The organism is Arthrobacter ginsengisoli (assembly GCF_031456935.1).
GTDB classification, from domain to species: domain Bacteria; phylum Actinomycetota; class Actinomycetes; order Actinomycetales; family Micrococcaceae; genus Arthrobacter; species Arthrobacter ginsengisoli.
Genome location: NZ_JAVDVQ010000001.1, coordinates 455101 through 466489, shown reverse-complemented (window position 1 = coordinate 466489; position 11389 = coordinate 455101). Strand labels below are relative to the sequence as shown.

The window sequence follows — 11389 nt, the reverse complement described above, 5'->3', positions numbered from 1 at the left end:
TCCAAGCTGGTCTCCTACGCGCAGGGGCTGGACATGCTCACCTCCGCCGCCACGGAATACGACTGGGACCTGAAGCTGGATGAAATCGCCTCGCTGTGGCGCGGCGGCTGCATCATCCGCGCCGAACTGCTCAAGGACATCACCAAGGCCTACGCCGCGGAGCAGAAGCCGGCCAACCTGCTCTTCGCCCCGGCGTTCACCAAGGCGATCGCCGATGTCCTGCCGGCCTGGCGCCGGGTGGTCTCGACCGCGGTCCAGCTCGGCATCCCGGTGCCGGTGTTCTCCTCCTCGCTGGCCTACTACGACGGCCTGCGCCGCAAGCGCCTCCCCGCCGCCGTGATCCAGGGCCAGCGCGACCTCTTCGGCGCGCACACCTACGGCCGCGTCGACGCCGAAGGAACCTTCCACACCCTCTGGGGCGAGGACAAGTCCGAAATCGAGGCAGTCGACACCCACTAGTCCGCCACTGGCACCGACGGCCGGCGCTCCCCGCTACGCTGGGAGCACCGGCCGTCCGCGTTTCCGGGGATCCCGCCCGGGATCCCGCCACTAACCGCCCCCGCAAGCGTCCCAGGAGTGCAGCAAATGACCCAGCCCGTAGCATTTGTCACCGGTGCCTCCACCGGAATCGGCTTTGAGACCGCATGGAAGCTCGCGGCCCATGGCTTCACGGTCTATGCCGGGGCCCGCCGCGTCGAGAAGATGGAGCCGCTCAAGGCCCACGGAGTGGCGGTCGTGGCGCTGGACGTCACGGACGAGGATTCCATGACCGCCGCCATTGAGCAGGTGATTGCCACCCACGGCCGGGTTGACGTCCTGGTGAACAACGCAGGCTACGGTTCCTACGGCTCGCTGGAGGAAGTGGAACTGGCCGAGGGGCGGCGGCAGTTCGACGTCAACGTCTTCGGGATGGCCCGGATGACCCAGCTGGTGCTTCCGGGAATGCGGGCCGCAGGGCGGGGGCGGATCATCAATGTGTCCTCGATCGGCGGAAAAATGTATGAGCCGCTGGGTGCCTGGTACCACGCCACGAAGTTCGCCGTCGAGGGCCTGAGTGATTCACTGCGGATCGAACTCAAGCCCCACGGCATCGACGTCTCCATCATCGAGCCGTCGGGAACCGAGTCGGAATGGGGTGCGATCTCCGGCGACAGCCTGCTCGCCACGTCCGGTCGTGGGCCCTACATGGACCAGGCGAAAGTCGTGGCGGCGGCGCTGGCCTCGACCATGGGTTCGTCCATGTCGACGCCTCCGCACGTCATTGCCGACGCCATCGTCCACGCCGCGACGTCGCGGAAGCCCATGACGCGCTACCCGGTGGGAAAGGGCGCCCGGGCCATCCTGCTGCTGCGGCGGCTGCTGCCGGACCGGGCCTTCGATGTCCTGATCTGGAAAATCTACACGCGGTTTCCCGCATAGCGTCTTTCCCCATAGCGTCTTCCCGCGCAGCGTCTGCACGCGCGCGGGTTCCGGCGGAATCCGGGACCGGCTAGATCCGGTATTCGATCAGGTACTCGGCAGGGTCGACGGCGGGTTTGGTCTCGCGCTGCGCGTCGCGGTGCCGCCAGGTGGCCGGCACGCCCGTGAGGATCGATTCGGCCGGGGCGTCCTTGACCACCACGGCGTTGGCGCCCACCGCGCTGTCCCGGCCGATGGTGATGGGGCCCAGGATCTTGGCCCCGGCACCGATCACCACGCGGTCCTCGAGGGTGGGGTGGCGCTTGACCTTGGCCAGGGAGCGGCCGCCGAGCGTCACACCGTGGTAGATCATGACGTCCTCGCCGATTTCGGCAGTCTCGCCAATGACGACCCCCATGCCGTGGTCGATGAAGAAACGGCGGCCGATCGTGGCTCCGGGGTGGATCTCGATTCCGGTCAGAAACCGGGCCAGCTGCGAAATCAGCCGTGCCGGGAAGCGCAGCGCAGGCTTCTGCCAGAGCCGGTGCGTCAGGCGGTGCGCCCAGATCGCGTGCAGGCCGGAGTAGGTGAAGAAGTTTTCAACAGACCCTCGAGCCGCCGGGTCATGCGACCGGGCGGCGTCGAGGTCTTCCTTCAGTCTTGCGAAGAAGCTCACAAAGACCTTTCTACGAAATCGTGAATAGCGGGCCGGACTCAGCCCCGGATGTCGTCGTACAGCACGGTGGAGATGTAACGCTCACCGAAGTCGCAGACCACAGCAACAATAAGCTTACCGGCGTTCTCCGGGCGCTTGGCGAGTTCCAGTGCCGCCCAGACGATTGCGCCGGAGGAAATGCCGCCAAGGATGCCCTCCTGGACGCCAAGCTCACGGGCCACACGGACCGAATCCTCCAGGGTGGCGTCGAGGACCTCATCATAGACGTTGGTGTCCAGGATTTCCGGGACGAAGTTGGCGCCCAGGCCCTGGATCTTGTGCGGGCCCGGAGCGCCGCCGTTGAGGATGGCGGAGTCCTTCGGCTCAACGGCGATGATCTGGACCTCGGGCTTGCGCTCCTTGAGCACCTGTCCGACGCCGGTGACGGTTCCGCCGGTGCCGACGCCGGCGACGAAGATGTCCACCTTGCCGTCGGTGTCGGACCAGACCTCCTCGGCCGTCGTCTGGCGGTGGACCTCGGGGTTGGCCTCGTTGGCGAACTGCTGGGCCCAGATGGAGTTCTCCGTGTTGGCGACGATCTCCTGGGCCTTCTCGACGGCTCCGCGCATGCCTTCGGAACCGGGAGTGAGGACAATCTCGGCACCGTAGGCGCGGAGCATGACCCGGCGCTCGGTGGACATGGTCTCGGGCATCGTCAGGATGACCTTGTAGCCGCGGGCCGCGCCGACCATGGCAAGGGCGATGCCGGTGTTTCCGGAGGTGCCTTCAACGATGGTGCCGCCGGGCTTGAGGGCACCGGACTTCTCCGCGGCGTCGACGATGGCGACGCCGATCCGGTCCTTGACGCTGTTGGCCGGGTTGTAGAACTCCAGCTTGACTGCCACGGTGGCGTCGAGGCCTTCGGTCAGCCGGTTCAGCCGGACCAGCGGGGTGCCGCCGACCAGCTGGGTAACATCGTCATAGATCCGTGCCATGGGTGTCTGCGCCTGTCTGTTGTGGGGATACTGAGGTCAGCCTAACGAGGGCCCGCAGGCCCTAGCTAAGCATTAAGCCATGCTGAGTAATATTTCCGGGCCTTTGCCAGCTTCGGATTGATGATCACCTGGCAGTAACCCTGCTCCGGAAACTTGGCGAAGTAGTCCTGGTGGATTTCCTCCGCCCGGTGGAACACCGGCAGCCGGCTGACTTCCGTGACGATTGGATGCGCCCACAGCGGCTGGTTCCGCTCGATCGCCTCGGTAAAGAGGATCTTCTCCTCGGTTGTCTCATAGAACATCGAGGACCGGTACTGGGTTCCGACGTCGTAGCCCTGACGGTTGAGCGTCGTGGGGTCGTGGAGAGCGAAGAACATGTCCAGGATGACCTCCGCCGGGATGACTTCCTCGTCGAAAGTCACCGCCACCACCTCGGCATGGCCGGTGGTTCCGGAGCAGACGGCGTAGTAGTCGGGGTTGCGGTGATGGCCGCCGGTGTAGCCCGAAACAACGGAGCTGACACCCTTGGTTTTCTGGTAAACGGCGTCGAGGCACCAGAAGCAGCCTCCGCCGAGGACAAAAGTTCTCATGCCCTGTTCAATGGTTGAAGTGCCCCGATGATTCCCGGCGTCCACGGGGGAGTCCCGGAGATAGGGTAAAAATGGGGGTATGGAACCTGTAAACACCGACGTTACAGCCGGCCCAGCCGACGGCGCCACCAGCGATGCCACTGGCGGCAACGGATCCGGGGAAACGCCCGGGACCCCCACCCTGGGCATGATCCTGCTGGCCGTCGAAGAGCTCTGGCCCGAATCCCTGGCGGAGGACTGGGACGAGGTGGGCCTCGTGGCCGGGCGTCCCTCCGCCGCGGTGAGCAGGATCCTTTTCGCCGTCGACCCGACCCTCGAGGTGATTGAAGAGGCCATCGAATTCGGCGCCCAGCTTCTTATCACCCACCATCCGCTGCTGCTCAGGGGGGTTACCTCGGTCGCGGCGACCACGGCCAAAGGCCGGGCCGTGCACCGCCTGATCGAGTCGGGGACGGGGCTGCTGACGGTCCACACGAATGGTGATTCCGCCGTCGGCGGCGTCTCGGATGTCCTGGCCGACGCCCTGGGCCTGCAGAACGTTGCCCCGCTGACCCAGGCCGCGAACGGCCTGCCGGAAGAAGGCATCGGGCGGGTCGGGGACCTCGAGGACGTCCTGACCCTGGGCGACTTTGCCGCCCGCGTCTTCGGGATCCTGCCCGCTGTCGCCGGCGGCGTCCGTGTGTCCGGGGACCGCGACGGGCTGGTCCGCCGCGTGGCCGTCTGCGGCGGCGCGGGTGATTCCCTCTTCGACGAGGTCCGGGCGAGTAACGCCGACGTCTTCCTGACCGCAGATCTGCGGCATCATCCGGCATCGGATGCCCGCGAGGCGGCCGTCAATGACCGGCCGTACCTGATCGACGTTTCCCACTTCGCCAGCGAGTGGCTGTGGCTACCGGCCGCGGCCGAGGCGCTGGGCAATGTGCTGAGCGACCAGGGGCACGACGTCGAGATCCGGGTCAGCACCACCAACAGCGACCCGTGGGACTTCATTCTGACTCCAGGCGGGGACTAGAGTCTAGGGAGCGCCGAATAGGTGCCCGGCTCCTGCCGGCAGGGAACAAGCGGAGGTAAATAGTGGCCAAGGCAGCACCGGCGGAACAGTTGAAGTTGCTCGAATTGCAGGGACTTGATGCAAAGCTCAAATCCCTGTCCAACCGCCGCCGCAGCCTTGAAAGCGACTCCCGGATCACCGATCTGGAAGCAGCCCTGAGCGTGGCCAACGGTGACCTCGGCGCCGCGAAGGTAGCCGTCCATGACGCGGAGCTCGAGCTTAAACGTGCCGAGGCGGACGTGGAGCAGGTTGCCTCCCGGATCGAGCGCGACGAGGCCAAGCTCAACAGCGGCACCGGCCTTTCCAAGGATCTTGTGGCCCTGCAGCGCGACCTGGTGTCGCTGAACAAGCGGCGCTCCGACCTTGAGGATGTCGAACTGGAAGTCCTGGAACGGCTGGACTCACTCCGCCTGCGCCAGGCCACGCAGCAGCAGATCGTGGACGACATCCAGGGCTCCTTCGGCTCCATCCGTTCCGACTTGGACGAGCAGCTCGCGGAGATCGCCGCCGAGGCCACGGTGGTGCGCGGCAAGCGTGCCAAGTTCGCCGAGGGGATGGACTCCGGTCTGCTGGCGATCTACGAGAAGACCCTGGCCAAGCGTGGTGTTGGTGCTGCCCGGCTCTTCCACGGGACATCCGAGGGCTCGGGCATGCAGCTGAGCCCGGGGGACCTCGCCGAAATCAAGGCCGCGGCCGAGGACGACGTCGTGTTCTGCCCGGATTCCGGCTGCATCCTGGTCCGCTCCGCCGAGTGGGCCTAACCACCAACTGACTCGCAGCTGCGGTCGTTTTGAGCCGTCAAAACGGCCGGAACTGCGAGCTAGTTGGGCAGGATCAGGTTGAGGGTGTGCGGTTTTCTGGCCGTCCCCTCGACCAGTTCGGCGGTCCACCGTTCGGCGGCCGCCTGCTGCAGCTGGGCGGGTGTCTGCGGTGCCTTGCCCCGGCGGGCCAGCAGGTGCCGGGCGAGTTCGCCCCGGGTGTGCTTGGCAAAGTGGCTGACCACTTTCCGCGCGCCATTGACCTCGGTGAACACGTTGACAGCAACGGTCTGCGACGGCGGGGGAGCCCACGCGGCGGTGTAGGTACTGGAGCGGCAGTCCACCAGCAGTTCCCCGTCCGTTTCTGCCGCGAGGGCCGCGTTCAGCTGCGGCTTCCAGAAGGACGCCAGGCGTCCGACGTCGGGCAGTGCGGTCGCCATCGACAGCCGGTAGGCGGGCACGCGGTCGCCGAAGCGGATGGCGCCCCAGAGCGCGGAAATGACCAGGACGCACTCGTCCGCCCTCTTGCGCTGCGTTGGAGTGAGGGAGTTGTAGTCCAGCGCGTCGTACAGCACGCCGGAGTAGACCTGGTTCGCGGGCGCCGCCGGCTCTGCATGCAGCCGCGTGTTGCGTTCGACGTCGGCCCGCAGCGAGGCGCCGACGCCAAGAAGCGCCAGCGCGTCCTCATGGGCGCTGACCGTTCCGAGCCCTTCCAGCACCTTGGCACGGTATGCGTTCAGCTCGGGGAAGCTCAGGGTGGCCCATGCGACGGCATCGCCGGCCGTGGCGGGGGTCTTGCCTTCGGAGGGCGGCAGCAGAATCAGCACCGTCCAATCTTAGCGGCGGATCGGCGCCGGTCCGGTCCCGGAATCCGCACCGCCCGGCTCCCGGGACCGGCTGCTCAGCCGAGGTTGCGGCCGAGGAAGGAGAACACCTCGGGCAGGATGGAGCGCCAGTAGGTGTCGTCGTGGCCGCCGGGCCCGAAGCCGCCTTCGACGGTCCCCGGAAGATCCGCGCGGTAGTCGCGAACCGTGGCGGCAAGGTCGTCCCCGGTGCCGCAATCGATCCGCTTGGGCAGGGCGGCGAGGCGGGGCCGGAGAGCGAACACGTCGTGGGCCGCGAAATCGTCCGGTCCGTCGAAAGCACTGTCCATTCCCTCGTCGTAGCTGGCCCAGACCGCCGGACTCATGGCCGCCACGGCCCGGACCCCGGGCAGCCGGCCCTGGGACGCGAGCAGAAGGGAACCGAAGCCTCCCATGGAGAGGCCGAAGAGGCCGATCCTGCCGAGGTCGCAGCCCTGGCTGCCGAGGAACGGAACAAATTCCGTCACCAGCATCGACTGGGTGTCGCTGCCGTCGGCGCGGTGGTGCCACCAGGTGTTCCCGCCGTCCACTGCAGCGATCGCGAAGGGCGCGCCGCCGGCGTCGACGTGCTCCTGGAGGGCCTCGTGGGCAGCCAGGCCCTCCAGCAGGGCGACATGGCTGCTGCCAAGTCCATGCAGGAATACTGCCACTGGCAGTTCCGGCGGTTTGCCGCCGGGCGGTAATTCAGGTGCGGTCAGTGACCAGTGGCTGACGACGCCGCGGCGGAAGGCGGAGACGAAGGAGCCGGTGCCGGTCCGGACGGTCCACGGTGACGCGGCGGCCGGGGGCACGGTGGCGGCGGGAGAGGACGCCTCCACGGGCGGGATGCCCTCCGTGCACGCGGGCAGCGCGGCCGCACCCAACCCGATTCCAGCCAAGGCCAGCAGCCGGCGCCGGCTCAGGACGGATTCCTCCATGCCCCGATCATAGGCCCGAGCGCCGGAGGTGTCCTCCGACGGGTCAGACCTGACCGTAGAATGGACAGCGGATGGGTTGACCAGGCGGCCGCGCGTCACGCAAGTGGCTCGAGGAACGTCCGGGCTCCGCAGGGCAGGGTGGTGGGTAACGCCCACTCGGGGTAACCCGCAGGCCAGTGCCACAGAGAACAGACCGCCTGCATGCGGTGCGTGCTTGCACGCGCGGCAGGGCAGGTAAGGGTGAAACGGTGGTGTAAGAGACCACCAGCTTCCCGGGTGACCGGGAAGGCTAGGTAAACCCCACCCGGAGCAAGGCCAGACAGGGCACGTTTGAGGGCTGCTCGCCCGAGTGTCCGGGTAGGCTGCTGGAGGGCGTCGGCAACGGCGTTCGTAGATGGATGGCCGCTACTCCCGCGCCGGTAACGGCGCGGGAACACAGAACCCGGCGTATCGGTCAACCCATCCATTCACGCCGCAGGGAGTCCCTGCCGCCGTTTCGCTGCCGAGGGCCTTCCGCCCGCGCGAATATTCGGGCCGAACCGAATGCGTGGAAAAGGCCGTCGGTGTGGTCCTTCAGTTTGCCTCCAGGTGCCGCACGCGGTGTGAGTCATTTCACGCGGCACCGGGCGCCGGACTCCGCCGGGCCGACGGTAGAATGGTGCGTGAACGTAGAAGTTCTGCCGCCGGGTCTGCGTTCGCAGCCGGTGGCTTTTCTTTGCTCGACAGGCACCCGGGGTGGACCGAATCCCCGGCGCCGAGGTTCCGGACACCCTCCGGCAGCCGATTTCCGCATACGACGTCGTATGCAGTGGATTCTAGGAAGGTATTTTCTGTGAGCCAGACGTCAGATTCTTGTCTTGATACGTGGATGGGCCGGGAGGCGCTCGCCGAGGCCATGATCCCGGTGATCGGCCGGCTGTACCGCGAGAACAACGTGGTCACCTCCATCCACGGTCGCAGTTTGATCAACAAGTCCACCATGAACATCCTCAAGGCGCACCGCTTCGCCCGCCGGATGAGCAAGGAAGAACTGCGTCTCGAAGAGACAGCCCCGCTGCTGGATGCCCTGACCAAGCTTGAGCTCGGCGCCGCTGCAATCGACATTGCCCGGCTCACCGAGAAGTACCGGGTTGAGGGCAAGGGCGCCAGCCTGGATGAGTTCCTTCGTGCGGAACTCGCCGAGGTTGTGGGCAAGCGCGGCGGCGATGACCGCACCAGCACCGACGTTGTGCTCTACGGCTTTGGCCGGATCGGCCGCCTCCTGGCCCGCCTGCTGATCGAAAAGGCCGGCGGCGGCCACGGCCTGCGCCTGCGCGCCATCGTGGTGCGCCGCGGCTCGGACAACGACCTCACCAAGCGCGCCAGCCTGCTGCGCCGCGACTCGGTCCATGGCTCCTTCGAGGGCACCATCAAGGTGGACCTTGAGAACGACACCATCACCGCCAACGGTGTCCAGATCCAGGTCATCTACTCGGACAACCCGGCCACGGTCGACTACACGGCCTACGGAATCCACAACGCCCTCATCGTCGACAACACGGGACGCTGGCGCGACGCCGAAGGCCTGTCCCAGCACCTCCAGAGCAAGGGTGCTTCCCGGGTGCTGCTCACCGCTCCGGGCAAGGGTAACCTGAAGAACATCGTGCACGGCATCAACCACGGCACCATCACCGAGTCGGACAAGGTTGTCTCCGCGGCCTCCTGCACCACCAACGCCATCACCCCGGTGCTGAAGGCGATCAACGACCGCTACGGCGTTGTGCACGGCCACGTCGAGACGGTCCACTCCTTCACCAATGACCAGAACCTGATCGACAACTTCCACAAGGGTGACCGCCGCGGACGCTCCGCTGCGCTGAACATGGTCATCACCGAGACCGGTGCCGCCAAAGCCGTCGCGAAGGCCCTGCCGGAACTGCTGGGCAAGCTCACCGGCAGCTCCATCCGCGTCCCCACCCCGGATGTGTCCTTGGCCATCCTGAACCTGAGCCTGGAAAACGGCACCACCAAGGACGAGGTCAACGACTACCTGCGGGAAATGTCGCTGCACTCCGGTCTGCGCAAGCAGATCGACTACATCGATTCGCCCGAGGTAGTCTCCACGGACTTCGTCGGATCCCGCCGCGCAGGGATTGTTGACGGCCTGGCCACCATCTCCAATGACAAGAACCTCGTGCTCTACGTCTGGTACGACAACGAGTTCGGCTACAGCTGCCAGGTGGTCCGCGTCATGGAGGAAATGGCCGGCGTGAACCCGCCGTCGTTCCCCGCCAAGGATGCAGCAGCCACGCTGGAAGCAGCCGGCCTGCCCGTCGAGGTCACGGCCTGACGCCACCCCCTGCGAACTCTGTTCCACCTTTCCCGGCCGATCCTCTGGAATCGGCCGGGAAAGGGCACCACAATGGTGCAATGGAACAGAACTCGGCAGTAGAGCACGAAACCACGCTGGAACACGCACTGGACGTCGCGCGGCAGAACGCCAAGGAAGCCAAACGGCTCCTCGACGATGCCCGCGCCAAGTACGCGGCCGGTGACGTCAATGAGGCACGCGTACGGCAACTCGAATCGCTCATGGCCATCGCCAACGAAGACCTTGTGCGCATGACGAAACTGAACTAGCAGGGCACCCGTCCTCCACACTGTGGACAACTCCTGCAGCGTCGGAGACCGGGCCTAGGCTTCGGGAGTGGAAAGAGTTCGCCCCGCCCGGGAACGCGCTGGCCCCCAACGCCCTGCCCGGGACGGGCAGGGCGGGGAGCATTCTGCCGGCGTGCCTGCATGACCCGCACCTGGGCCGACTTCCGGCGGGCACGACGGCGGTCCCGCCAGGCCTGGGCCCTCCTGGCCGCGGCAGCACTCGCCGTGGCCGCCGGACTTGGCTGGTTCTTCACCGCCGGACAGTTTGCCGCCGTCGAAGGGCCCGCCGACGGTCCCCGCGAGGCTCCCGTATTCGCTTCCGGCTGGATGAACGCCGTCCCGCCCGTACGGCAGGTCCCACCGGGCCCGGTCGCGGCGCTGCTGGACACCCTGGCAGTCAAGGGCCGGGCGGCCAAGGACAACTACGACCGGGCCGCCTTCGGCCAGGCCTGGCTGGACTCCGACCGCAACGGCTGCGATACCCGCAATGACATCCTCCGCCGCGACCTGCCGGACGCCGAATTCACCGAAGGATCCCGCTGCCTGGTGGCCGCCGGATCGTTCCGGGAACCGTACACGGGGCACCTGGTCACCTTCCGCCGCGGAGCCGCGAGCAGCAAGGCGGTGCAGGTCGACCACGTCGTGGCCCTCGGGGATGCCTGGCAAAAGGGAGCGCAGCAGCTAACCCCCGCGCAACGCGAGCACCTGGCGAACGACCCGCTGAACCTGATCGCCGTCGACGGGCCCGCCAACCAGGACAAGGGCGCGTCCGACGCCGCCACCTGGCTTCCGCCGAACAAGGCCTTCCGCTGCCACTATGTCGCCCGGCAGATCTCCGTCAAGGCGGCCTACCGGCTGTGGGTTACGCCAGCGGAGAAGGAAGCGATGAAGCGGATCCTCGGTTCCTGCCCGGGGCAGCAGACGATTGTCGCCGCTGCTCAGTAGATCCCGGCCCATGGCTCGGGCGGCGGCCCTAGACCGCCAGACCGATCGGGCCTGCGGTGGCTGGCCCGCCGCACTGCTCGCTGCCGCCGACCCTGGTCCAGCCCAGGTCAACTTCCCGCTCGGCCAGAACCGTGCCGTCAGCTGCGAGGGCCCGGACCGTTACGTGTTTCGGGGATTGCATCAGAAAGCTGACCTTCCAGGTCCGGTCGTCAATCCTGGACGCCGTGTAGGAGCTGAAGGGCATGGAGGATGATGCGGGAAGCGGCGAGATGGAGGGCGGCGCTGACAGTGCGGAGGGCGGTCCCGGCGCAACCGGCGCGGGCACGGCGCCCGGGCTCACAGACGTCGAGGGGAAGGGGACCGGGCTATCCATGCGCACCGAGCAGACATCCGCCGCGCAAAGCTCGACGAGGGCCACGTTTTCAACACTGCCGTCAAGCGTCACCGTGAGGGAGTTGGACCACGCGATGGCCGGACAGGCGATCGGTCCGGAGCACCCAGCCGTGCCGGCGGCCAGCAGCAGCGCAACCGCGAGCTTTGCGATTCCCAGTTTCACCGTGGCGTCCATGGCCCCAGCATA

General features: G+C 67.0%; 12 protein-coding genes, 1 other RNA gene and 1 pseudogene. 8 read left to right on the top strand and 6 right to left on the bottom strand.

The window, feature by feature from the left end; translation table 11 throughout:
• Positions 1 to 459: pseudogene (locus J2X01_RS02185) on the top strand (NADP-dependent phosphogluconate dehydrogenase); the annotation flags it as partial.
• A gap of 126 nt (positions 460 to 585) precedes the next feature.
• Positions 586 to 1419, top strand: coding sequence for an oxidoreductase (locus tag J2X01_RS02180; protein WP_310050164.1), 834 nt, complete (start codon positions 586 to 588; stop codon positions 1417 to 1419).
• Positions 1420 to 1489: 70 nt separating this feature from the next.
• Here the strand turns inward: J2X01_RS02180 and epsC are convergent, their stop codons facing one another.
• From epsC to msrA, 3 genes are all read right to left on the bottom strand, one after another.
• Positions 1490 to 2074 (bottom strand): serine O-acetyltransferase EpsC, encoded by a 585-nt coding sequence (gene epsC, locus J2X01_RS02175; protein ID WP_310050163.1) that lies wholly within the window; start codon positions 2072 to 2074, stop codon positions 1490 to 1492.
• 38 nt (positions 2075 to 2112) lie between these two features.
• The gene (gene cysK / locus J2X01_RS02170; RefSeq protein WP_310050162.1) at positions 2113 to 3048 is read right to left on the bottom strand and encodes a cysteine synthase A; all 936 of its coding nucleotides are present in this window, start codon (positions 3046 to 3048) and stop codon (positions 2113 to 2115) included.
• A 65-nt stretch (positions 3049 to 3113) separates the two neighbouring features.
• Complete coding sequence (msrA, locus tag J2X01_RS02165) at positions 3114 to 3638, bottom strand: peptide-methionine (S)-S-oxide reductase MsrA (RefSeq protein ID WP_310050159.1); 525 nt, start codon at positions 3636 to 3638, stop codon at positions 3114 to 3116.
• 79 nt (positions 3639 to 3717) lie between these two features.
• On the opposite strand from msrA, the gene J2X01_RS02160 reads away from it, so the two are divergent.
• Positions 3718 to 4650 carry a Nif3-like dinuclear metal center hexameric protein gene (locus tag J2X01_RS02160; RefSeq protein WP_310050157.1) on the top strand — a complete coding sequence of 311 codons (933 nt, stop codon included), beginning with the start codon at positions 3718 to 3720 and terminating at the stop codon, positions 4648 to 4650.
• A 62-nt stretch (positions 4651 to 4712) separates the two neighbouring features.
• On the top strand, positions 4713 to 5450 hold the full coding sequence (locus J2X01_RS02155; RefSeq protein ID WP_310050156.1) for a zinc ribbon domain-containing protein: 738 nt from the start codon (positions 4713 to 4715) through the stop codon (positions 5448 to 5450).
• A 59-nt stretch (positions 5451 to 5509) separates the two neighbouring features.
• Here the strand turns inward: J2X01_RS02155 and J2X01_RS02150 are convergent, their stop codons facing one another.
• Both J2X01_RS02150 and J2X01_RS02145 read right to left on the bottom strand, forming a co-directional pair.
• Positions 5510 to 6274, bottom strand: a complete 765-nt coding sequence (locus J2X01_RS02150; protein ID WP_310050155.1) for a YaaA family protein — start codon at positions 6272 to 6274, stop codon at positions 5510 to 5512.
• Between the two features lie 74 nt (positions 6275 to 6348).
• Entirely contained in the window at positions 6349 to 7227 is an 879-nt protein-coding gene (locus J2X01_RS02145; protein ID WP_310050154.1) for an alpha/beta hydrolase, read from the bottom strand.
• A gap of 72 nt (positions 7228 to 7299) precedes the next feature.
• Between J2X01_RS02145 and rnpB the strand changes: the two genes are divergently transcribed.
• The 4 genes from rnpB to J2X01_RS02125 all read left to right on the top strand — a co-directional run bounded on the left by rnpB (position 7300) and on the right by J2X01_RS02125 (position 10809).
• Positions 7300 to 7693: RNase P RNA component class A (gene rnpB / locus J2X01_RS02140), an RNA gene on the top strand.
• Positions 7694 to 8059: 366 nt separating this feature from the next.
• Positions 8060 to 9556: a glyceraldehyde-3-phosphate dehydrogenase gene (locus J2X01_RS02135; protein ID WP_310050153.1), complete on the top strand. Its 1497-nt coding sequence runs from the start codon at positions 8060 to 8062 to the stop codon at positions 9554 to 9556.
• Positions 9557 to 9636: 80 nt separating this feature from the next.
• On the top strand, positions 9637 to 9846 hold the full coding sequence (locus tag J2X01_RS02130; protein ID WP_310050151.1) for a hypothetical protein: 210 nt from the start codon (positions 9637 to 9639) through the stop codon (positions 9844 to 9846).
• Between the two features lie 159 nt (positions 9847 to 10005).
• On the top strand, positions 10006 to 10809 hold the full coding sequence (locus tag J2X01_RS02125; RefSeq protein WP_310050149.1) for an HNH endonuclease family protein: 804 nt from the start codon (positions 10006 to 10008) through the stop codon (positions 10807 to 10809).
• A 28-nt stretch (positions 10810 to 10837) separates the two neighbouring features.
• Here J2X01_RS02125 and J2X01_RS02120 read toward each other — a convergent pair whose 3' ends face one another.
• Positions 10838 to 11377 carry a hypothetical protein gene (locus J2X01_RS02120; RefSeq protein WP_310050147.1) on the bottom strand — a complete coding sequence of 180 codons (540 nt, stop codon included), beginning with the start codon at positions 11375 to 11377 and terminating at the stop codon, positions 10838 to 10840.
• Between the last annotated feature and the right edge of the window lie 12 nt (positions 11378 to 11389).